The organism is Streptomonospora alba (assembly GCF_000826685.1).
Taxonomy (GTDB): domain Bacteria; phylum Actinomycetota; class Actinomycetes; order Streptosporangiales; family Streptosporangiaceae; genus Streptomonospora; species Streptomonospora alba.
Genome location: NZ_JROO01000050.1, coordinates 1 through 20,664, shown reverse-complemented (window position 1 = coordinate 20,664; position 20,664 = coordinate 1). Strand labels below are relative to the sequence as shown.

Genomic DNA, 20,664 nt, shown 5'->3' with positions numbered 1-20,664 from the left:
CACGGTGCGCACCGACCGGCCGACCTCGCGGAACACCTTGTAGATGCGGTTCTTGCGCGAGTTGGCGCGCAGCCGGCGCATCAGCGTGGCCGAGGACAGGCGGCCCTCGCTGATGGAGATGGCCACCTGCATCAGGTCGCGCCAGTGCCGCTCGATCATCTTCCAGTCCACGACGTTGCGGCCGGCCTCGCCGTACAGGGCACCGGTGCGCGGATAGGCCCGGTGGGCATCAGCCCTAAAGAACGTCAGGTCGGCGAAGTTGCGGATCCGGGGCATCAGGTCGAAGCCGAACAACGTGGCCAGGGTGAACACCGGCGCCGACTGGCCTTGGGTGTCGGCGTGCACGGTGGAGGGCTGGACCTCGGAGTCGTTGGCCAGCAATCCCTCGATCAGGTGGACCGCCTCCCACACCCCACACGGGATGAACCGGGAGAACAGCGCCACGTAAGTGTCGGAGACGTAGTGGTAGGCGATGCCACCCACCCCGCCGTAGCGGATCGAGGTCTCGGCCAGCAGGTTGTCGATGTAGGTGGCCACCTGCGTCCCGTCGGCCGCCACCGCGGTGCCATCGCCCCAGGCGCGCACCACGTCGAGCTCGTTGAAGGCGTTGACCACGACCGCGATCGCCGCGTTCAGCTTCTTGAGGTCGATGTGGCGGTTACGCGCCACCGACAGCTCCCGGGCAGTGATACCGGCGATGTGGCGGGCCGCCTCGGCCGGGCCGATGTTGGCCCCACCGGTGAACACCGTCAACGAGTAGCGCCCCAACGGGTCGACGAGCTTGGGATCCGATCCAGAAGCCGGGCCGAACTGGTGGTGCCAGCCCAGCCAGTGCGCGGTGCGGGCGACGATGCCCATCAACGAGCGTTCGGGCATGCGCGCCTCGATCGCCTCGGCCAGCTTCTCGGCGGCCGCCGACGAACCCGAACCGCGGCGCTGCTTGAGCCGGGGCACCCCGGCCTCGTCGATAAACAGGTCAGCGTTGTCCTCATAGCCGGACTCCAGCTCGGCCGAGGCGTCCCGATGGGCGTTCTTCAACTGCGCCACGAACCCCTCAGCAGTGGCGGGCAGGCCCACCTTGGCGCAGAAGCTCTCCAGCCGCTGTTCGCACTCCTCCCACGGCAGAAGGTTGGCCGACCAGTCGGCATACTCATTCGACCCGAGGACAGCGATGTCGCCGGTGCGCAGCTCCTCAGCCAGATAGCAGAACACCATCGCCTCGAAGTGCCGCCGGTCCACCATGTGCGGGTGGCGCCGGTCGCTAAGCGCGCGGCGCCAGTTGCCCGAGCCAAACGCGATCCCCGAGGTCGGGTCCTCCTCATCGCGGGGCGGGGGCAGCTCAATGAAGTCGCGCCGCAGCCCGGCGTGAACCCGGGCATGCTCCAGGGCGGCCAACACCGAGTCATCCGACGAGGTGGCCCTTCAATTCCAGCCGACTGAGATCCTTTTTGAAGAACCGGTGCACCAGGATCTCGTGGTTGTCCCCGTGGAACGCCGAGACCTCCTCGATATCGGCCAACTGAGAGGCGAAACCGCCAGCCTGCTCCACTACGGCCACCGCACGCTCGGCGCGCTCGGCCGCATCCGCAGCCCCAGCCCCCTCGGGGTCCAAGTGGCCCAGCACACCGCGGTAGTTGCCGATGATGCGTTCCTGGGTCTCGCGCTGACGCTCGCGGATGGCCTCCAGCTCCCCCTTGGCCTTCTTCACATTGGCCGCCACCCGCTTGCACAACATCTCGGCCAGATCGTCACGGGCACGCATCCGGGCGGTGTGCACCAGGCACACCACCAGCGCCAGACGCTTGTCCTGTCCGTAGTCGCCCAGCGTCGCCACATCCTGGACCGCCGCCTCCCCGGCGAAGTCGGCCACCTTGCTCGGCGCCATCCCCTCAAGCCAGGCATCGGTGTCGCCGATCGGATCCACCTCGGCCATGTAGTCAGCCTGAGCCTTGAACCGCGACCAGGAGGCGCGCTTGGCCGGCTTCTTCAACCGGTTGAACATCGAATGCCCGTCCTCACCCACCGCCACCAACGCCGCAACACGCGCCCGGCCCTCCTCACCCAGCCGCTCACAGATCCCAGCGAAGATCTCCCTGTTCACCTCAGCCCGGATGGTCGTGGCCAGCTCGTCCAGCGTGGTGAACCCCGGAAGCTCCAGCGATGCCTCCACCAACCGCTCCAAGGCGGCGTTGATCAGATCCGGCGGGTAATTCTTCGCCCGCGCCGCCGTGCGAATCGTCTCCGCGGCGATGCCCCGAGCCAGCTTCGGGGCGTAGGTCACCCCCAGGCGCTGGCGGACCTGCTTACGGTGCCACTTGGCAGTACGCCCAGCACCATGATCGGGCTCAACATCCTCATCCAGCTCCAAGCAGCGCCGCACATGGTCAACCACCACCTCGGGCACCTCACCGGCCGAGGGGAAGCGCGCCGTCTTCTGATGACACTTCAGCGCCAACACCACCGCGAACAACGCGGCCGGGCCACCAGTGCGCTCCCGAGCCCAGGCGATCTCCTCAGCAGTGGGGGTGAAGAACACGTGCAGCATCCGCGCTGAGGTCAGCTTCTTGAAGTGCGGGTAGGCCGTGCGCTCGATCGAGGTCACCGGCAAGCCTTCCAGACAGGGGGATCACGAAACGCCGCACACCGTAGCGGGAGCGAACGAAGCGCCTGCGGCGATTCACCGAATCGCAACCAGAAAAGCGCAGGTCGGCGCGACTCAGAGCATCACCAAGGCGATGACCTGCCCATTGCCCCTTTCCGGCTTATCTTGTCTGCCCCCCCCCTGAGGCCCGCGCACGCGCATGTGCCGGCGGCTCCGCCCCGCAGCCCGTGCCTGCCCCTCTCGACGCGCCGCCCCCGGCCGAGCGCTACAGCCACACGGCCGGGTCGGCGCCCCACAGACTCGCGGGTGCGGCCCAGTTCCGGGGGGCTCCCTCGTAGCTGACCGGCGGCAGCGCGTGGCGCAGCCGGCCGTAGGGCGACGGGGTCTCGGTCAACCAGTCGGCGGCATCGTAGGTGCCCGTCTCGACAGGTTCCGGGGTGATCCCGTGCAGCAGCCAGTCGGCGGTGCCGGCCAGCGAGAACCGCAGGTGGCGGCCCCGGCCGTCGGCCTGTCGTTCGGTGAGCGCTCGCAGTACCCCCGCGGCCAGCAGGTAACCGGTGCCGTGGTCCAGGGCCTGGGCGGGTAGGGCGCCCGGGTGCCCTTCGGGGTCCGCCTCGATCGCCGCGATGCCGCTGGCCGCCTGTACGAGGCTGTCGAACCCCCTGCGCTCGGTCCAGCGGCCCGACCATCCCCAGGCGCACAGCTGGGCGAGGATCAGGCCGGGACGGCGGGCGATCAGCTCCTGGGCAGCCAGCCCGCGCCGGTCGAGGGAACCGGGCCGATACCCCGTCACGACCGCATCGGCCGAGCCGAGGAGCCCTTCAAAGGCGGCCGATCCCTCGGCGGAGTCCAGGTCCACCAGGACCGAGCGCTTGCCCAGCCCGGTGTCGAGGTGCGTGTCGGGGTCTTCGGGCAGGTCCGGCGGGTCGACGCGCAGCACGTCCGCGCCCAGCAGGGCGAGGGTCCGGGTGGCGACCGGGCCGGCGATGACCCGGGTCAGGTCCAGGACCCGTACCCCCGCGGCGGGCAGTGCGGCCTGCGGCAGCCGCCGCCCTCCAGCTGTACCGGCCTCCTCGACCTCGGCCGCGGGACGACCGCCCGCTACGGGCTCGGGCGCCACGGCCACCGCCAGGCCGCCCGCCGCGTAGACCGCCTCCTGGATCCGGTGTGCGGGAAGCGCGGCCAGAACGTCGGCGAGCCGCCCGACCAGCCCCGCCTCGCCGCCGCATTCCGCGCCGGTCCCGTGGGCGTCGATGTCCAAGGCGGCCAGCAGCCGAGCGCGGTGGTGGGGGTAGTTCGCGTGGGTGCGCACCCAGCCGTCGGCGGCTTTCCAGAAACCCGACAGGGGCGCGAAGGCGGTCGGTGCTCGTCCCTCCACCCGCAGGTGCCGTTCGCTGCGGAACGCGGTGGCCACGGCGCCCTCGTCCACCTTCACCTCGGGCACCGGTCCCCCGTTGCGCGCGGCCAGCACTTCGGCCGCGCCCAGCGAGCAGGCTCCGACCGTCGCACGGGCGAGTTCACGCACCGGTAGTACGGCGGGCAGCACCTGCCCGGCGCCGCGGTAGGAGACTTTCTCGGTCAGGTCCGCGGACCCGCCGATCGCTTGCCACGCACGGGCTGTGGCCGAAACCGCTTCGCTCGCCATGGCCCCATGCTCCCTACCGGCGGCGCCGGTCGACAGGTTCTGTGATGCAGGGCACGCCGTGGCGCCCCTACCCGGTTCAGGTCGACGTCTTGCCGTCGAGCGTCTCGCGCAGGATGTCGGCGTGCCCGGCGTGCTGAGCGGTCTCGGCGATGACGTGGATCAGCACCCGGCGCACGCTGTGCGTGGCTCCCGGCTCGTTCCAGGGCGCCTCCGGAAGCGGGTGCGTCGCCGACAGGTCCTCGACGGAGGCGACGATCTCATCGGTGCGGGCGGCGACGCGCTCGTAGCGCTCGAGGATGTCGGCCAGCGTCTCCCCGGCCAGCACCGTGAAGTCGTCTTGGCGGTCGATCGCCCACTGCGGCAGTTCCCGCGCGGTACCGGACATGAGGTCCTCCCAGGTGACGCCGTCGGGAAGGGCGTAGCTCATCGCCGAGGGACCTTCGAGCACAAAGCGCAACCACGCTTCCTCGGTGGAGGCGACGTGCTTGATCAGCCCGCCCAGGCACAGCGCGCCGGCCGTCGGGCGCTGGGCGACCTGCTCGTCGCCGAGCCCGCGCACCGTGGTGGTCAGGGCCGCGCGTGCGGTCGCGAGTTCGGCGAGCAGGTCGGCCCGCTCGCTGTGCAGCGCGGTGGGGAAGGTGGAGGACGCGGGCGTCGCGGTCATGGTGGGCTCCTCGGTTCGTCGCCGGTGATGGGACCACCTTCGCAACGGGGGCGGACAGGTTGTGTCCTCTACTTGCGCCAGGATGGGATTCATGCCGAAAACGTCCTCGCGGCTGGTGTCGCTGCTGTCCCTGCTCCAGGCACGCCGGTACTGGCCGGGGGCGGTGTTGGCCGAGCGGTTGGCGGTCAGCCCGCGCACCGTGCGCCGCGACGTCGAGCGCCTGCGCGAGCTGGGGTACCCCATCGCCGCCGACAAGGGCCCCGACGGCGGATACCGTCTCGACGCCGGCGCGGAGCTGCCCCCGCTGCTGTTCGACGACGAGCAGGCCGTCGCGCTCGCCGTCGCGCTGCGAATCGCCGCCACCACCGGCGTCGGCATCGAGGTCGGGGCCGAACGCGCGCTGAACACGCTGCGCCAGGTGATGCCCGCACGGCTGCGCCGCCGCATCGACACCTTCCAGGCCACCGCCGTCGAGCGGTCCGCGGCGGGGCCGCAGCCGCGGGTCGACAGCGGGGTGCTCATGGCACTGGGCTCGGCCGTGCACGCCCGCGAGGTGCTGCGCTTCGACTACTCCCCCGCCTCCGCGCCGGGGCGCGACCGCGACCGTCCCGCTGTGCCGCCCCGCCGGGTGCAGCCCCACCATCTCGTCACGTGGGGCGGGCGCTGGTACCTGGTCGCCTGGGACCTCGACCGCGAGGACTGGCGCACCTTCCGCGCCGACCGGATCACCCCGCGCACGCCCACGGGGCCGCGCTTCACCCCGCGCGAGATGCCCGGCGGCGACGTGGCCGCCTTCGTCTCGGCGCGGTTCCAGGGCGGCGGCGAGGGCGGCCGGTGGCCGTGCCGCGGTGAGGCCGTCCTCGGCCTGCCCGCCGCCGAGGTGTCCCGCCACCTCCGCGACGGCGTCGCCGAGGAACTCGGCCCGCACCGGTCGCGGCTCACTCTGGGCTCGTGGTCGTGGAACGGAATGGCCGCGACCCTGGGCATGTTCGACACCGACATCGAGGTCGTGGGCCCGCCTGAGCTCGCCGACGCCTGCACCCGCCTGGCGCGCCGCTACGCCGACGCCGCGGCTCCGGCTGCAAACGTGGTCGGTGTGATCGATACTCCGGACACCACCACTACGGACCCGATCAACAGGAACTGCCGGGACTAAGCGCTACGAAAGGGGGCATCGCGTTTTGGACGGCACGATGATGGCGGCCCTGCACGGTGAACTCGACCCGTTCCCGTTGACCCATCCCGAGGTCGGCGATCGCGACGCCTACATCCTCTTTCACAACCGCTCTTCGGCGATGACGTGGCTGGTCGAGTCGCTGCCCGGCGCCTCCCCCGGGCTGTGGTCGATGAACGACGCCGATCAGGACTCCGAGGCCGACATCCGCCGCGGCGCGACCCGGAGACTGTGGTTCCAGGTGCACCTGGAAGGAGCGATAGAGGACGACCGTCCGCTGCCGCTCCAGCCCTTCCTCTCCTGTATCGGCGACGTCGCGGCACGGCTGGGAACGCTCGACCTGCACGCGGTGCAGATCCTCGTGCCGCTGCACAGCCGCATCGCCACCGGCCGGCCCCAGGCGGAGCGGCATCCCGTCGGGGCGTTGATAGACGCTGCCGGCTGGTTCGGCGACACCGACCCGCGGCTGGCCCGACGGATCCAGGTCACTCTCGACACCGGCCAGGACCCCGCCATGGTCCCCGCCGCCCCGCACATCCCGCCGTGGATCCGCCGATGGAAGCAGGCGGTGTTCCGCTGCGATCCCGCAACCCACCAGGACGACGCCGCCGACGCCCTCTCCCCGAAGCTCCCCGATCACCTGTGGAGAGGCCCCGGCCATCACCGCACGACCCTTGAGGGAACCCTGTGCGAATGGTCCGTGGACGCTGTGGGGTGGCTGGCCGCCCTCGCCGCCGAGGCCGCGTGGCAGAACGGGGTCCGAACCCCGCTGATGCTCACCGTCCGCGCCCTGTGACCGGCCGCATCCCGCCATCACGCAGCCGTAGCTCTTCGGGAGTCCCTGGCCCTCATGGCGTCCTCCGAGGCTTCGTCCGGCCGGTGCGAGCGCGGCTGCGCAAAGGGTGCGGTGCCGGACTGCGGACCTCCAAAATCCAACAATGTACATTGTTCGATCTAGCTGGATTGATTTATTCTGAGCGTGTGTCCGACATCACGGCCCCGAACGCACCGACCGCGGCTCTCCCGGCCGAGCCGCCCGACGTCCTGCGCCTGACCGGGCACCCCGTGCGCTGGCAGCTCATGAACGAGCTTGCGCGCAGCGATCGGATGGTTCGCGAACTCACGGCTCTGGTGGGTCAGCGCCAGAGCCTGACGTCCTACCATCTGGGCCAGCTGTGCGGGGTCGGGCTCGTGACCAAGCGGCGCAGCTCGGCCGACGGACGCGACACCTACTACAGCCTCGATCTCGCCACGTGCCGCGACAGGCTCGCCGAGGCCGGCGCCGCGCTGCACCCCGGGCTACGGCTGGTACCGGCCGCTTCGACGCCGGCGCCCGATGGCACGCAGCGATCCCGGTCACCGCTACGTGTGCTGTTCCTGTGCACGGGCAACAGCTCCCGCTCCCAGATGGCCGAGGCTCTCGCGGAGCAGCTGAGCGGGGGACGGATCGCAGCCGCCAGTGCCGGCAGCCGCCCCAAGGAGCTGCACCCCCACGCCGTGCGTGTCATGCGCGAACGGGGGGTCGACATCAGCGGCCGCCGTTCCACGCACTTCGGTGAGTTCGCCGAAGAGCGCTTCGACCGTGTGATCAGCCTGTGCGACCGGGTCCGGGAAGCCTGCCCCGAGTTTCCCGGTAATCCCGAGACGGCGCATTGGAGCATCGCCGACCCGGCGTCCGGCGAAGCCGGCTACCCGGCGTTCGTCCGCACCGCCGACGTGCTGACCACACGCATCCGGTTCCTCCTGCATGCGCTCGAACACACCTGAACCGTCGAGAGGAAGGCCGAGACATGTCCGACCACCCCGCAGACATCGCCAACGTCCGATACATGGTCGACGACGTCGACGCCGCCGTCGACTTCTACACCACCCACCTCGGGTTCACACTGCGGATGAACGCGGCACCGGCGTTCGCCGACGTCGCGCGCGGCCCCCTGCGGCTCCTGCTCAGCGGCCCGACCAGCTCGGCCGGGCGGCCCATGCCCGACGGCGCGCAGCCGGCGCCGGGCGGATGGAACCGCATCCACCTCATCGTGGACGACATCGCAGCCGAGACGGAGCGGCTGCGCGCCGCGGGACTCAAGTTCCGCAACGACATCGTCAGGGGCCCGGGCGGTCAGCAGATCCTGGTGGAGGATCCTTCCGGCAACGTCGTCGAACTGTTCCAGCCGGCAAGCGGATGACCACACCTGCGCGCTCCGGCGCCGAGCGCGACGAGTGATGGTCGGCGGCCGCCGCTCCGTCCGCGGCGATGACGCCGGCGGCTATGTGCATCGTCGACGTCGCGCGGCCGACGATCGAGCAGGGCGGAACGGCGGCAACGGCGCTCCCGGCTCCGGAGGGGGCGTCGGCCACGCTCCCCCGTCGCCGTCGAAACCTTCGGGCCGGGAGCATCCGGCACTACTTCGGCGACACCGTCCGCGAGGTCATGCGCTTCACGCTGGGCGTCCTCATGCAGCGCGCCGTGCGCCGCGACGCGACGCTGTCCGACGACCCGGTGACAGGGATCGTGGACGTCATCACCTTCGCCGCACCCACCAGCGAGCAGGAGCGCAAGGAGAACATCGCCTTGGTCGAATACCGCGTCATGGCGCGCACGGCCCCGGAGCTCGCGGCCGACATCGCTGCGACGTCCCGCGCGGGCGCAGAGGTGATCCGCTCGCTGCTGCGTGATGCGCTGGCCGACCGCACGATCGACGAGGAGGCGCTGCACCGCGAGGCGCTCCTGCTGTTCGCCCTGATCGAGGGCTTCTCGTTCAGTTCGGCGCTGTTCTCCGACCTGTTGCACGAGACGGACGTCCGCGCCGTCGTGACGGCGACCATGCACCGTCTGCGCGACGCCTACCCGCCTTCCGAAGAAGCCGTCGAGGGAGCGGCTGGAGATCCTGAGGCCGCCGAGGAGTCACGGAGCTTCAGCTAGCACGTCATCGACACAACGCTCATGTCAGAGAGCGACCTGCGTGAGGATCGCTCGGAGGCATGGGAGCGCCTCATCGGCCAGGCGCCGCCAGTGGGGTGCGCCCATCCAGCGTCCCCATGGCGTGCTCCGCGTTCCACCATCGGCACCCGGTCCAGAACCTCCCCACGAACTCGGCGAAGCCCTACGGCGGCTCCGCCGCGCCGGGCCGGCGCCCCCCGGTGAGCGTGGGGGCGTGGGTGTAGCAGGGAAGGACCGAGAACAACATGGCCTCAGCGGCCACGTTGAGCGCTTCCACTGTGCCTTTGAGGCGCGGCTCATAAGCGGGCAGCTCCTCCACCCCCACCGCGAACGCGCCCAGCGCATCACGCATGCGTAGCCGAGGCGAAGTCCTTGCCGCGGTCGATACGGACCCGCTGAGGAAACCCGCCCACCGGCCCGTGAGGTTCTTCCGTAGGGATCGCGCAGCGCAGCCAGGACCGGACTCCCGCGACGGCGAACCTGGTGTGAGTGCGGTGGCACACACCGCGTTCGTGGCGGTGTCGTCGGACCAGCTCACCCACGGTCGGCACCCGGCGGCACTCAACGGTGGCTGCGCCGTTTCGTTGGTGTGCTCTCCTGCTCCCCGTCCACCCTTCAGATCCTGGCTTCCGATAAGGCCCGCTTATCGGAAGCCAGGAAATACCCCCTGTTTCGTGTTCAGTTTCGTAGTTCCGTTGCTCTAAAACGTAATTACTAACGTTATTCAGTACAGGCGGCCTGTGCCGCCGACGGGACAGCGAGGGCCGGCCGCGGCGCGTGGACGGCACGACGGTCCAGCGCCACCGGTGCGGTGGACGCGGGCGGCTGTGCCACCGCACGCAGGACGCAGCCGCAGGGCGGCGAGTTCGATGACGCACTGGAGCTGCCGGCTCAGGTCGAGCGCGAGTCGGTCAAGGAGAAGGGGGTTCTGCGTGCTGGAGAAGTTCCACCGCCACCTCAAACGCCGCGGTATCTGCACCCCGGCCTCCTCGCGGCGGAACGAACCGCTCACCACGACCACCCGTGTGGAACTTGCCGGTGCGGGCACGGTCATGCGTGTGTCCGCCCCCTCCGGAGAAGATCGACATGCCTGAAGCCCGAACCGCCCCACTCGTCTGCTTCCTCCATCCGCTCGGGAACGAGAAGGTCTGGTGGCGTCTCAGGGAGGCGCTGCCGATCCGGGTCCGCACCCTCGCGGTGGAACAGCCGCCCAGTGGCCGCATCACTCCGCCCGACCTGACCCAGGACATCGCGGAGGCGGCGCGCACCGCTCTGCCCGAGACGGGCGCCGATCTGGTGGTGGCCCCCGACCTCGCCGCCAGCGCGGGTGCCGAGCTGGTCGCCGACCGCAGCGCCGCGCACGGCCTGCTGATCAATCCCGACACCGCTGCGCTGATCGGCCGCCCCGGCTTCCAGGACGCCACGCTCGGCTCCGACATCAAGGACTTCCTGGCGGACATAGCCCCCTACTCCGAACAGCTGAGCGAGGACGGGACCGTCCCCGCAGAGGGGGTCGAGGTCATGGTGGAGTTCTCGCTCCGCAGTTGCGCGCCGCTGGACGAACAGGACCGGCGCCTGCTCCGCGACATCGCCACCGACCACATGACCCGGTCGATGCCTCTCGATCTCCCCGCGGACGGCGTTGCTCCGGTGCCGCCGGAGCACAACTGGTTCGCTCGTCTGAGTGCGGATCCCGAGCGTTTCACCGTCTACTCCGGAGAACTCGGCTACTTGAGCGAACAGGTCCGCACCGTGGTGCCCCGCAACGTCCCCGGGGCGCGCATCGTGAGGGCCTCCCCCAGCACCGCGTTCCCCTGGCTGGAGCAGCCGGCAGCCCTGGCCGCACTCGTCGCCGACCAGGTGGAGACGGGGTCGCCGACATCGAGGGACCTCCCTCACGCCTGAACGGAACCTGCGGCCTGCTTCACGGCGCCCCCGTGGTCCGTCTCCGCCGCAGGGAGCGCGCGCCCGACCGCACCCGCGCCCCGGACCGCGCCGCCGGTGCTGTCAGCAGGTGCGCAGGCCCCGGTCGGCGAAGGTGATCAGCCACTCGAAACTGGCGTCGATGTCGGCGCTCCACTGGAAGCCGTTGGCCGCCTGCAACGTGGCGAAGCCGTGGCAGAGGCTGCGGAGCATGCGCAGGGCGTGGTCGACGTCGGACTCTGCGATCTCGTAACCGCGCAGGACCGCCGTGAACGCGTCGAGCAGCCGCTGGCCCGCGGTGGCCAGCGGATCGTCGGAGCCGGAGGGTTCCGCTCCGATCGTCGCGGCGTATCGGCCGGGATGTGCCACGACGAAGGCGCGGAAGGCGCGGGCCGCCGCCGCCAGAGCGTCGCGGCCCGCATAACCCTGGACGGCACCGCCGACGGCGTCGGCGGCCTCGCTCAACGCCAGGGCGGCGATGCGCCGGTTGAGGTCTTCCTGGCCGCCCACGTGCTTGTACAGGGAAGGGGTGCGCACGCCTACCCGCTCGGCCAGCAGGCCCATCGTCAGGTTGGCGAAGCCCACCTCGTCGGCGAGGGCGGCACCGGCCGCGACCACGGCCGGCGGGTCCAGGCCGGCCCTAGGCACGAGCGGCGTCCGATCGGAGGAAGGCGAGCATGAGCGAGACCACCTGGTCGGGGAACTGGTCGTGCGGGTAGTGCCCGGCGCCCTCGATCATCTCAAGGCGACCGAGGCCCGACGGCAAATCGTCGACGATCGCCGAACCCTCGGCGCGGGGGTCGGCCCAGTCGGGGTCGAGCGTACCCATCACGACCAGAACCGGGCAGCCGACGTTGCCGAGCTGCGCGCCGGCGTCGGTCGGGGCGCTGCGGCCCATACCCTGCATGGCCTTCATCCGGCCCGGTTCGCGCATCAGGGAGTCGATGCGGTCGAGCCGCTGGGTCCAGCCGTCGGGTTTCGCACCGGGGTAGGCGGTGTCGAGGTAGGCGCGCCACAGCCGCACGCTGCCGAAGGCGGCCGTGCCGAGCAGCCGCAGCATGCCCTGCCGGAATCGCTTCACCCGCAGGTCGCCGAGGCGGATCGACTGCTTGCGGGTGAAGGGCGCCAACTCGACGACTGCGGTGACCAATGCGGGTTCCTGGGCAGCGGCGACGGTGGCGGCGCCTCCGGAGACCGAATGGCCGACGAGCACGGCCGGGCCGCCCAGGTGGCGGATCACGGCGAGCAGGTCGCCGGCGATGGCGGTGCGGCTCCAGGCCGGCCAGTCGACGCTGGACTCGCCGCAGCCGCGCAGATCGACCGCGGCGACTCGGTAGCCCTCCGCCACCAGCTGCAGGATGACAGCGCGGTAGGCGGCGCGGCTGTCGCCCATGCCGTGGGCGAGGACGATCAGCGGACCGGACCCCTCCACCTCGTAGGCGATGGTGCCGCCGTCGACGGCAAGGTACTCGGTCATGGCGTCCCCCAAAGGGCTAAATGCGTTAGCTGAAAGCTAATCGAATTAACCATTTCTGTCAACGACGCGTCGCCCCGGCTTAGGGGGCGAGGAACCCCCGAGCCCTACCGCACCGTGCGGGGCTCCATCGACCTGCTGCCGCGAGGTCGTCGCGATGGCCCCCGTCCGCGAATAGGGTGGTCCCCGTGGAGATCAGGTGGGAAGCCCTGACCATCGACGCGCGGGACCCGCTGTCTCTGGCGCGATGGTGGGCCCGGACCCTCGACTGGGACGTGATGGATCCCGAGCCCTCGGGCGTCGAGGTCCGCTCGCCCGATCGGCGCTCGCCGTCCCTCTTCTTCGTCCGCGTAGACGACGCGAAGGCCACCAAGAACCGGCTGCACATCGACGTGTACGCAGAGGACCAGGCGGCAGCGGTGGACGAGCTCGTCTCCCGGGGAGCCGCGCGCGCCGCCGTGGGACAGCCCGGCGACGCCGAATGGGTCGTGCTGCGCGACCCCGAGGGCAACGAGTTCTGCCTGCTCGAACCGCGCTGACCACCGCCATCAGGATCGGCTCGCGGGCTAGGCGGTCGTGCGCGCCGAAGGCAGCGGGGCGCCGACATGCACCGACGGGGACCGCAGCAGGTGCGGGACCTGCACGGACCGGACCGGTGCTCGTGGGGCACACGCCGCCCCGGGCATCCCGGCCTTCCGCCCGCTGCTCAACCCCGCAGCTGCGCGTTGAGCCGTGCGGCCTGCCGTGTGAGGTGGTCGCGTTCGGGGAGGCTGGGCGCTGACCGGGCCGCTTCGGCGTAGAGCCGTGCTGCGGCGACCGGCTCGCCGTCACGCTCGTGCAGGTACGCCGCGGCGGCGCTGTGGCGGGGCAGGGCGGGGTCGATCTCCGCCAATGCGGCCAGGCCGGCCCGCGGGCCGTCGGCTTCGCCGAGGGCGACGGCACGGTTGAGGCGGACCACCGGGTTGCCGGTGAGCCTTACCAGCTCGTCGTACCACTCGACGATCTGCACCCAGTCGGTCTCCTCGACCCTCCGGGCGTCGGCGTGCAGCGCGGCGACGGCGGCCTGTGCTTGGAACTCGCCAAGGCGGTCGCGGGCGAGGGCTGTCTGGAGCACGTCGACGCCCTCGGCGATCAGGCGCGTGTTCCACAGACCGCGGTCCTGCTCGGCGAGAGGTACGAGCCTGCCGTCGGAGGCGGTCCGTGCCGGGCGCCGCGCGTGGTGGAGCAGCATGAGCGCGAGCAGGCCCGCGGCCTCCTCATGGTCGGTCATGGCCGCCAGCCGGCGAGTGAGCCGGATCGCCTCGCCGGCGAGGTCGACGTCGCCGGAGTATCCCTCGTTGAAGATCAGGTAGAGCACGCGCAGCACCGTGGCGACGTCGCCGGGCCGCTCGAACCGCACGGATGAGACGGTGCGCTTGGCCCTGGTGATGCGCTGGGCCATGGTCGCCTCCGGAACGAGGTAGGCCTGCGCGATCTGGCGCGTGGTCAGACCGCCGACCGCGCGCAGGGTGAGCGCGACGGCCGAGGCCGATGTCAGGGACGGGTGCGCGCACAGGAAGTACAGCTGGAGCGTGTCGTCCACCGCCTCACCCGGGCCGGGCACGGGCTCGGCCTCGACGCGCATCACGCGCCGCCGCCGGGAGGTGTCGGCGCGGGCGGCGTCGAGGAACTTGCGCCAGGCCACGGTGACCAGCCAGCCCCGGGGGTCGCGCGGCGCCTCGTGGGGCCACACGCGCACGGCCTCCACCAGGGCGTCCTGCACGGCGTCCTCGGCCGCCGCGAAGTCGGCTCCGCGACGGACGAGGATACCGAGCACGCTGGGAGTGAGGGTGCGCAGCAGGGCATCATCCACCACGCGTCACTCCGTGACGGTCTCAGGCGCGGCCAGGAACGGGCGCACCTCAAGCCACTCGTGGATCGGCTCGCCGCCGGCTCCCGGAGCCGCGGACAGCTCGCCGGCCAGCTCCAGCGCCCGCTCGTAGGTGTCGACGTCGATCACCATCCAGCCGGCGATCAGGTCCTTGGTCTCGGCGAACGGGCCGTCGGTGACCGGCGGCCGCCCCTCGCCGTCATAGCGGACGAACGTTCCCTCCGGGGACAGCGCCTGGCCGTCGACGAACTCGCCGGTGCCCTCCAGCCGAGTGGCGAAGTCCTGCATGTACTGCACGTGGGCCGAGACCTCCTCCGGCGTCCACTGGTCCATCGGCACGTCGTTGACCGCTGCCGGCGCGCCCCGGTAGTGCTTGAGCAGCAGTTACTTGGCCATCGTGTTCTCCTTAGTGCGCCCTACGGCCCATTGTGGCCGTGTTCGCTTCAGGGACGGAGCCGCACCCGCGTTCTCGACGTCCCGCTGCGAGATTTCTTCGGCGGACGTCGACGACTGTGCGCGCTGCGCGGCGCCCGCAGGGGCGCGGGGAAAGGCGATGCGGGGTGCGGCCGCAGCTCAGGGCTTCTCCGTGTCCTGTTCCGGTGGCATCGCCGCACCGGCCCTGAGCAGCCGCTGCGCCAGTTCGTTGCAGCGCCTGCCCAGCTCCGGCGGGTCGAGTACCTCGAAGTCGTGGCTCAGCAGGAGTACGTGCATGAGCACGAAGTCGAGATTCTCGGCACCGGTGACCACCTCGCACAGCTCAGTGCCGCGCCGCCGCACCACTGCCGCCGACGCCGGAATCTGAGCGCGCACCGTGTCGGCCGATGCGCGCACGAGGAAGCGCGCCCGGTGAGTGTAGACCCGACTCGCCACACCCTCCTGCACATACGCCGCCGCTTCGGGCGCCGCACGCGGGCGGAAGCGCCAGGTCCGCGCGGAGACGCCGGTCATCCGGTCGACGCGGAAGCTGCGCCAGTCGTGGCGGTCGAGGTCGAAGGCCAGGAGGTACCAGCGCCGGTCGGAGGCGACCAGGCGGTAGGGCTCGACGCGCCGCCGTCGCACCTCGCTCCCGGACGGATAGTCGAAGCCGGCTTCGACCTCGTCGCGGCAGGCCCTGGCCAGCGTCATGAGCACCTCGGGGGCCACCGCCGCGCGGCCTGCGTCGAAGGACTTCACCGACCCGGACAGTGCGCGGACCTCGTCGCGCAGCCGGGCGGGCAGCACCCGGTCGAGCTTGGTCAGCGCCCGCAGCGCGGCATCGCCGGCGCCTGCGCCGCCTGCGCCCGCCAGCAGCGAGACCACCGTGGCGATCGCCTCTTCGTCGTCGAGAAGCAGCGGCGGCAGCTCCTGGCCCGGTGCGAGCCGGTACCCGCCGCCGACACCCTGGCCGGCGTGCACCGGATAACCGAGCGCACGCAGCCGCTCGACATCGCGCCGCACTGTGCGCGGCGTGACTCCGAGCCGGTCGGCGAGCTGGGGACCGGTCCATACACGGCGCTGCTGCAGCAGTCCGAGCAGGGTGAGCACCCGTTCCGTGGTGCCCCGGTCCGCACTTCCGCTTGCCGCGTCCACATCTTTCATCCTGCCCGAGATGGCGGACCGATCCTGTCCGCTAGGGCGTGTGACAGTGGCTCCATGGACACCGACGAACGCGACTGGAACCACACGCTGCGCGAACAGTGGGAGTTCCACTGGAACCGTCAGCTCCGAGACCGGATCGAGGGCCTCACCGACGACGAGTACTTCTGGTCGCCCGCGCCAGGCGCCTGGAGCGTGCGGCCGCGCGGCAGCTCCACGGCGCCCGTGCAGGTCGGCGCCGGGGATTTCACGATCGACTACGCCTTTCCCGAGCCCGTCCCCGCGCCCTTCACCACGATCGCCTGGCGCCTCGGCCACGTCATCGTCGGCGTGCTCGCTGCGCGCAACGCGGCGCACTTCGGCGCGCCGGCGGCGTCGTATGAGACCTGGGACTACGCCGGCAGCGCGGCCACGGCGCTCGACCAGCTCACGACCCAGCTCGACGTCTGGCTCGCCGGAGTGCGCGGCCTCGGCGAGGCCGGGTTGCGGAGGCCGGTCGGCGCGGCGGAGCCTTTCCCCGAGGCGCCCATGGCCGATCTGGTGCTGCACATCCACCGCGAGCTGATCCACCACCTGTCCGAGGTCTGCCTGCTGCGCGACCTCTATACGCACACGGAAACCACGACGAACGGACCGATCCGATGAGCCGCGAAATCCAGGTCACCTTCGACGCCCGCGACCCGCGGGCACTGTCGTCCTTCTGGCGCGATGCGCTGGGCTACGTCCACCCCGCGCCGCCAGGTGTCGACCTGGCCGAGGGTGCCGATCCGCTGGCCGCCTGGGACGATTTCCTCGCGCGGAACGGCGTACCGGAGGAGCAGCGCAACTCGGCGTCGGCGCTCGAGGACCCCGACGAGCGGGGACCGCGGTTGTTCTTCCAGCAGGTGCCGGAGGACAAGGTCGCCAAGAACCGCGTCCACCTCGACGTGCGTGCGGCTCCCGGACTGCAGGCGGAGGAGCGCATGGCGGCGCTGGAGGCCGAGTGCGACCGGCTCCTCGCACTGGGGGCCACGCGGGTGCGCCGCGACGAGCCCGCGCCCCCGATGAGCGCGGGGTTCATCGTGATGACCGACCCCGAGGGCAACGAGTTCTGCCTGGACTGACGCGGTGCCGCCGGGCTCGCGGCAGGTGACCGTGCTCGGCGGTGCGAGGACTGTGGCGTGGCCGCCATGGCGATTCCGGTCGTCGGCGGTAGCGGATTCCTCGGCGGCGCGGTGGTCCGGCGGGCGCTGGGCGCGGGGCGTCGGGTGGCGGCGACGTACCTCACGCGGCCGCCCGACGCGGACGGGGCATCGTGGTCCGCCCTGGACGTTCGCGACCGTCGGGAAGTCGCCGATCTGGTGGATGCGGTACAGCCGGACGCGGTCGTCAACGCCGCGTTCCGCCAGGCCGAGTGCGAGCACGGCGGACGGTGCCGCCCACGTGGCCCTCGCCGCCGCCTAGGTCGGCGCGCGGTTGGTCCACGTCTCCAGCGACGCCGTGTTCTCCGGTGCCGCGGCCGGCTACGACGAGACGGCCGTGCCGGACCCGACGACGCCCTACGGTGCAGCCAAGGCCGCAGCCGAGACCGCGGTCGCGGCCCTGAGCCCGGCTTCGGTGATCGCCCGCACGTCGCTGATCGTCGGCGACGGCGGCTCCGTCCACGAGCATCGCGTACACGCCCTGACCGCGGGTGGAGCCGGAGTGCTGTTCACCGACGACGTGCGCTGCCCGGTCCACGTCGGCGACCTGGCGGCCGCGCTCCTGGAACCGGCATCGTCCGACCACGCCGGCGTTCACCACGTCGCCGGCCCCCGCGCTCTCAGCCGCCACGAGTTGGGAGTCCTGATCGCCCCCCGGGACGGTCTCGACCCGGCCTCGCTGCCCTCGGACCGGCGGGCCGACACCGACCTGCCCGGCCCGATCGACGTGCGCCTGGACTGCACGTTCACGCGAAAGAGCCTAGGAACCGCGCTGCGCGGCGCCCGCCGCTTTCTGAACCGGCCGCTCCGGCAGGGCGCAGCGGGAGGCGTCGCCGCTCGGTTGCGCCCAGGGCCCGGGCGCGCGTAGAAACCGGTTGCCGCGAGCACGGGGGCCGCCTCTAGCATTCCGGGATGGACACCAGCGCTGAAGCCGACGAGCACGTCGAAGACAACCGGCGGCACTGGGACGAACGGGTGCCGATCCACGTCGCCGGGTCCTTCTACAACCTCGACGGGTTCCGTGCCGGCGAGGAGGACCTCGACCGCTTCCAGCTCGACGAGATGGGCGACGTCTCCGGGCTCGACCTGGTCCACCTGCAGTGCCACATCGGGCTGGACACCTTGTCCTGGGCGCGCCGCGGTGCCCGTGTGACCGGCCTGGACTTCTCCGCTCCGGCGATCGAGGCGGCCACCGAGCTGGCCGAACAGGTCGGGCTCGACGACCGTGCCCGCTTCGTCGCCGCCGACGTCCTCGACGCGGCCCAGACACTGGGCACGCACCGGTTCGACGTCGTCTACACCGGAACCGGCGCCCTGATGTGGCTGCCCGACATCACCCGCTGGGCCGCGACCGTCGCCGCGCTGCTGCGCCCCGGCGGACGGCTCTACCTGGCCGAGTTCCACCCGTTGACGGGCGTGCTCGACGACGACCACGGTGCGACGGCGGCCGGGGACTACTTCGCCCGCGGAGCCCGCACCTACACGTCGCCGGGCACCTATGCGGGCTGGAACGCCGAGACCGTCCACAACACCACCACCGAGTGGCACCACACCCTCGGCGACGTCCTCAGCGCCGTTGCCGGCGCCGGGCTGCGCATCGAGTTCGTCCACGAGCACGCCACCATCCCGTTCCAGCGCTACGGTGCACTGGTCGCCGACGGCGGCCGCTTCCGCTACCCCGACCATGCCGCTGCCCTGCCCTTGATGTACTCGCTGGCCGCCACCGCCCCGGCTTGATCCCCCGGGGGCGATGCAGCACCGGTCCGGTCTTCGGTGGCGCACACACCGCAAAGGCACGAATCATGTGTGGTGCTCGCCGGGCGGCGCGCGTGCGCCGAGCACGGCACACTCGGCCGGTGCCCGCGCACCCGAGTTCACTCAAACGGCCCACACCGACGACGGGCCCCGACGGCGAATCGTCCGAGCGCGGTCTCCGCGCCGATGTCAGGCCCCGACCGGGTGGGCCATAGACGCGGAAGGCCTCCGGACCGAGGCCGCCTGCCGGCCGCGGCCGGAGACGTCTGCTGAAGGGAAGGAGCCGGATCCGGGCCTCGGCCGGCGCGGTCGCTCCGGCGGCCCCGCCTCCGGCGCGCCGGCGACCGCGCCCCTCACCAGGAGGCGGACGAGTGTCCGCCTCCGTCACGACGGGTTCTCGATCGTCGGGCGGTAGGTGCCGAAGCACCAGAGGTTGCCCTCGCGATCGCGGGCGGCGTACTCGCGGGAGCCGTAGGGCTGCTCGGTGAGTGCCACGGCGATCTCGGCGCCGGCGGCGGCAGCGCGGTCGTGGTGGGCGTCGACGTCGTCCACCGGCAGGTAGAGGACCGCGTGGCCGGTGTCGAAGGCGCCGGGCGGGTCGGAGCGGGTGCCGAGCATGACCACGCCGTCCTCCCAGGAGAGTTCGGCGTGGGCGATCGAGCCGTCCTCGGCGGCGGCGACGTGCTGCGGGACCAGGCCGAAGGCACCGGTGAGGAACGCGAGCGCGGATTCTGCGTCGGTGTAGCGCAACGTGGGATGGATGCTCATGGCAGTGACGCTACGGCCGAGTTCCCGAGTCCGTCTTGAACGAATGGGAACCCGCGCCCGCCTGGACGGCCGCGTCGTGCCACTCCGCGGTGTACTGCGAGGGGGTACAGCCCGCCAGGGCGCGGAACTCCCGTACCAGGTGGCTGTGGTCGGCGTAGCCGCAGGCCGCGGCCACATCGGCGAGGTTGGGCGGAGCCGCAGCCTGCACCCGCGGCCCGCCGGCGGGACCGTTGGGCGCCAGCAGCGCGGCGGCCCGTTGGAACCGCAGCACCCGCGCCGCGGTTTTGGGTGCCAGCCCGACCTGGGCGCGGAAGCGGGTCAGCAGGTGCCGGCGGCTCCATGCGGCGCCGCGGGCCAACTCCTCCACGCGAACCCTCCCGGCCGAGTCCACGAGCCGCCCCCAGGCCCATGCGACCTCGGCGTCGGGCCGGGCGACCGAGTGCTCCAGTCGGCGCAGCAGCACCGCATCGATCCGGGCGAAGCGCGCCGCCCAACCCGCATCCTGGGCCAGCCGCGCGGGCAGGGCCGCGATGTCGGGCGCCTCGATCTCCTCCAGGGCGGGCGTCCGGTTGGTCATCTGGGCCACCGGTCGGCCGCCGAGCAGCGCGAACAGCCCCAGCGGCGTCAGATCGACCTGCAGCCCTTCCTGGGCGCCGGTGAACTCCGTCAGTACCGTCGTGTCGTGCATCCCGGCGAGAAACGCCCCCGGCACCACCGGTCCCGCCGGGCCGTGCAACCGCAGCGGGCCGCCGAACCCGAGGATCAGCGTGCAGCCGCCCACCGGCGCCTGCCTTCGGCGCAGCGGTGCCGCCGAGTGCTCCCGGTAGCCGCTGTAGCCCGCCACCCATCCCGCCAGCGCCGGGTGCGGGCGCCCGCGCACGTACTCCCCGGTGGCCGTACCGACCGGGGAATCGAGGGAGTGCGGGTGCTCCACCGTTCCAGTATGGCACCGAGCATCCCCGTCGCCCCTGGGCACGGCGCGAATCCGCATCGAAGCCCCGGCGTCCCGGTCGGCTCGCCGGGGTTCGGTGGGTGTGCCCGCCGCTGCGCCGGGGGCCGATTGCGACATCCCTCGGCGGGGGGGGGGGGGGGGGG

Annotated in this window: 21 protein-coding genes and 2 pseudogenes; 12 read left to right on the top strand and 11 right to left on the bottom strand. The window is 71.7% G+C overall.

Features of this window, described 5'->3' with window-relative positions; genetic code table 11:
- From LP52_RS29115 to LP52_RS23280, 3 genes and pseudogenes are all read right to left on the bottom strand, one after another.
- Positions 1-2,602 (bottom strand): annotated as a pseudogene (locus LP52_RS29115) (Tn3 family transposase); the annotation flags it as partial.
- A gap of 265 nt (positions 2,603-2,867) precedes the next feature.
- The gene (locus LP52_RS23285) at positions 2,868-4,247 is read right to left on the bottom strand and encodes a CoA transferase (RefSeq protein WP_040276533.1); all 1,380 of its coding nucleotides are present in this window, start codon (positions 4,245-4,247) and stop codon (positions 2,868-2,870) included.
- 76 nt (positions 4,248-4,323) lie between these two features.
- Positions 4,324-4,911 (bottom strand): DinB family protein, encoded by a 588-nt coding sequence (locus LP52_RS23280; RefSeq protein ID WP_040276532.1) that lies wholly within the window; start codon positions 4,909-4,911, stop codon positions 4,324-4,326.
- A 91-nt stretch (positions 4,912-5,002) separates the two neighbouring features.
- On the opposite strand from LP52_RS23280, the gene LP52_RS23275 reads away from it, so the two are divergent.
- The 5 genes from LP52_RS23275 to LP52_RS23255 all read left to right on the top strand — a co-directional run bounded on the left by LP52_RS23275 (position 5,003) and on the right by LP52_RS23255 (position 9,005).
- On the top strand, positions 5,003-6,067 hold the full coding sequence (locus tag LP52_RS23275) for a helix-turn-helix transcriptional regulator (RefSeq protein WP_084723437.1): 1,065 nt from the start codon (positions 5,003-5,005) through the stop codon (positions 6,065-6,067).
- A 25-nt stretch (positions 6,068-6,092) separates the two neighbouring features.
- Positions 6,093-6,881, top strand: coding sequence for a hypothetical protein (locus tag LP52_RS23270; protein WP_052810192.1), 789 nt, complete (start codon positions 6,093-6,095; stop codon positions 6,879-6,881).
- A 185-nt stretch (positions 6,882-7,066) separates the two neighbouring features.
- Entirely contained in the window at positions 7,067-7,852 is a 786-nt protein-coding gene (locus LP52_RS23265) for an arsenate reductase/protein-tyrosine-phosphatase family protein (protein ID WP_238581064.1), read from the top strand.
- 23 nt (positions 7,853-7,875) lie between these two features.
- A complete protein-coding gene (locus LP52_RS23260; protein WP_040276531.1) occupies positions 7,876-8,268 on the top strand; it encodes a VOC family protein in 393 nt (130 codons plus the stop codon).
- 83 nt (positions 8,269-8,351) lie between these two features.
- A complete protein-coding gene (locus tag LP52_RS23255) occupies positions 8,352-9,005 on the top strand; it encodes a TetR family transcriptional regulator C-terminal domain-containing protein (protein ID WP_084723435.1) in 654 nt (217 codons plus the stop codon).
- A gap of 181 nt (positions 9,006-9,186) precedes the next feature.
- Here LP52_RS23255 and LP52_RS23250 read toward each other — a convergent pair whose 3' ends face one another.
- Positions 9,187-9,375 (bottom strand): hypothetical protein, encoded by a 189-nt coding sequence (locus LP52_RS23250; RefSeq protein ID WP_040276530.1) that lies wholly within the window; start codon positions 9,373-9,375, stop codon positions 9,187-9,189.
- Between the two features lie 734 nt (positions 9,376-10,109).
- Between LP52_RS23250 and LP52_RS23245 the strand changes: the two genes are divergently transcribed.
- The gene (locus LP52_RS23245) at positions 10,110-10,928 is read left to right on the top strand and encodes a hypothetical protein (protein WP_052810191.1); all 819 of its coding nucleotides are present in this window, start codon (positions 10,110-10,112) and stop codon (positions 10,926-10,928) included.
- A 102-nt stretch (positions 10,929-11,030) separates the two neighbouring features.
- Here the strand turns inward: LP52_RS23245 and LP52_RS23240 are convergent, their stop codons facing one another.
- Together LP52_RS23240 and LP52_RS23235 are read right to left on the bottom strand one after the other, a co-directional pair.
- Positions 11,031-11,594, bottom strand: a complete 564-nt coding sequence (locus LP52_RS23240; protein ID WP_202966160.1) for a TetR/AcrR family transcriptional regulator — start codon at positions 11,592-11,594, stop codon at positions 11,031-11,033.
- Complete coding sequence (locus LP52_RS23235) at positions 11,587-12,423, bottom strand: alpha/beta fold hydrolase (protein ID WP_040276528.1); 837 nt, start codon at positions 12,421-12,423, stop codon at positions 11,587-11,589. Before LP52_RS23235 ends, LP52_RS23240 begins: the two co-directional genes overlap by 8 nt.
- A 185-nt stretch (positions 12,424-12,608) precedes the next feature.
- On the opposite strand from LP52_RS23235, the gene LP52_RS23230 reads away from it, so the two are divergent.
- Positions 12,609-12,959 (top strand): VOC family protein, encoded by a 351-nt coding sequence (locus LP52_RS23230; protein ID WP_040276536.1) that lies wholly within the window; start codon positions 12,609-12,611, stop codon positions 12,957-12,959.
- 167 nt (positions 12,960-13,126) lie between these two features.
- Here the strand turns inward: LP52_RS23230 and LP52_RS23225 are convergent, their stop codons facing one another.
- The 3 genes from LP52_RS23225 to LP52_RS23215 form a co-directional block, all read right to left on the bottom strand.
- Complete coding sequence (locus tag LP52_RS23225) at positions 13,127-14,272, bottom strand: RNA polymerase sigma factor (RefSeq protein WP_040276535.1); 1,146 nt, start codon at positions 14,270-14,272, stop codon at positions 13,127-13,129.
- A 6-nt stretch (positions 14,273-14,278) separates the two neighbouring features.
- A complete protein-coding gene (locus LP52_RS23220) occupies positions 14,279-14,674 on the bottom strand; it encodes a YciI family protein (protein ID WP_238581067.1) in 396 nt (131 codons plus the stop codon).
- A 189-nt stretch (positions 14,675-14,863) separates the two neighbouring features.
- The gene (locus LP52_RS23215; protein ID WP_040276526.1) at positions 14,864-15,859 is read right to left on the bottom strand and encodes a helix-turn-helix transcriptional regulator; all 996 of its coding nucleotides are present in this window, start codon (positions 15,857-15,859) and stop codon (positions 14,864-14,866) included.
- A 63-nt stretch (positions 15,860-15,922) separates the two neighbouring features.
- Between LP52_RS23215 and LP52_RS23210 the strand changes: the two genes are divergently transcribed.
- From LP52_RS23210 to LP52_RS23195, 5 genes and pseudogenes are all read left to right on the top strand, one after another.
- Positions 15,923-16,510: a DinB family protein gene (locus LP52_RS23210; RefSeq protein ID WP_040276525.1), complete on the top strand. Its 588-nt coding sequence runs from the start codon at positions 15,923-15,925 to the stop codon at positions 16,508-16,510.
- On the top strand, positions 16,507-16,968 hold the full coding sequence (locus LP52_RS23205; RefSeq protein ID WP_040276524.1) for a VOC family protein: 462 nt from the start codon (positions 16,507-16,509) through the stop codon (positions 16,966-16,968). The genes LP52_RS23210 and LP52_RS23205 overlap by 4 nt, the downstream gene beginning before the upstream one ends.
- Positions 16,969-17,034: 66 nt before the next feature.
- Positions 17,035-17,199: pseudogene (locus LP52_RS28860) on the top strand (dTDP-4-dehydrorhamnose reductase); the annotation flags it as partial.
- 121 nt (positions 17,200-17,320) lie between these two features.
- Positions 17,321-17,914: a sugar nucleotide-binding protein gene (locus LP52_RS23200; protein WP_338011659.1), complete on the top strand. Its 594-nt coding sequence runs from the start codon at positions 17,321-17,323 to the stop codon at positions 17,912-17,914.
- Positions 17,915-17,958: 44 nt separating this feature from the next.
- Entirely contained in the window at positions 17,959-18,783 is an 825-nt protein-coding gene (locus LP52_RS23195; RefSeq protein ID WP_040276523.1) for a class I SAM-dependent methyltransferase, read from the top strand.
- A gap of 402 nt (positions 18,784-19,185) precedes the next feature.
- On the opposite strand, the gene LP52_RS23190 is transcribed toward LP52_RS23195, so the two are convergent.
- Positions 19,186-19,569 (bottom strand): VOC family protein, encoded by a 384-nt coding sequence (locus LP52_RS23190; protein WP_040276522.1) that lies wholly within the window; start codon positions 19,567-19,569, stop codon positions 19,186-19,188.
- 10 nt (positions 19,570-19,579) lie between these two features.
- Positions 19,580-20,503, bottom strand: coding sequence for a helix-turn-helix transcriptional regulator (locus LP52_RS27850; protein WP_052810190.1), 924 nt, complete (start codon positions 20,501-20,503; stop codon positions 19,580-19,582).
- Positions 20,504-20,664 lie beyond the last annotated feature (161 nt).

Excerpts from the sequence above, each read along its gene's own strand:
- LP52_RS23285 (WP_040276533.1), bottom strand. The coding sequence starts at position 4,247 with ATGGCGAGCGAAGCGGTTTCGGCCACAGCCCGTGCGTGGCAAGCGATC.
- LP52_RS23280 (WP_040276532.1), bottom strand. The coding sequence starts at position 4,911 with ATGACCGCGACGCCCGCGTCCTCCACCTTCCCCACCGCGCTGCACAGC.
- LP52_RS23275 (WP_084723437.1), top strand. The coding sequence starts at position 5,003 with ATGCCGAAAACGTCCTCGCGGCTGGTGTCGCTGCTGTCCCTGCTCCAG.
- LP52_RS23260 (WP_040276531.1), top strand. The coding sequence starts at position 7,876 with ATGTCCGACCACCCCGCAGACATCGCCAACGTCCGATACATGGTCGAC.
- LP52_RS23255 (WP_084723435.1), top strand. The coding sequence starts at position 8,352 with ATGTGCATCGTCGACGTCGCGCGGCCGACGATCGAGCAGGGCGGAACG.
- LP52_RS23250 (WP_040276530.1), bottom strand. The coding sequence starts at position 9,375 with ATGCGTGATGCGCTGGGCGCGTTCGCGGTGGGGGTGGAGGAGCTGCCC.
- LP52_RS23245 (WP_052810191.1), top strand. The coding sequence starts at position 10,110 with ATGCCTGAAGCCCGAACCGCCCCACTCGTCTGCTTCCTCCATCCGCTC.
- LP52_RS23235 (WP_040276528.1), bottom strand. The coding sequence starts at position 12,423 with ATGACCGAGTACCTTGCCGTCGACGGCGGCACCATCGCCTACGAGGTG.
- LP52_RS23210 (WP_040276525.1), top strand. The coding sequence starts at position 15,923 with ATGGACACCGACGAACGCGACTGGAACCACACGCTGCGCGAACAGTGG.
- LP52_RS23205 (WP_040276524.1), top strand. The coding sequence starts at position 16,507 with ATGAGCCGCGAAATCCAGGTCACCTTCGACGCCCGCGACCCGCGGGCA.
- LP52_RS23195 (WP_040276523.1), top strand. The coding sequence starts at position 17,959 with ATGGACACCAGCGCTGAAGCCGACGAGCACGTCGAAGACAACCGGCGG.
- LP52_RS23190 (WP_040276522.1), bottom strand. The coding sequence starts at position 19,569 with ATGAGCATCCATCCCACGTTGCGCTACACCGACGCAGAATCCGCGCTC.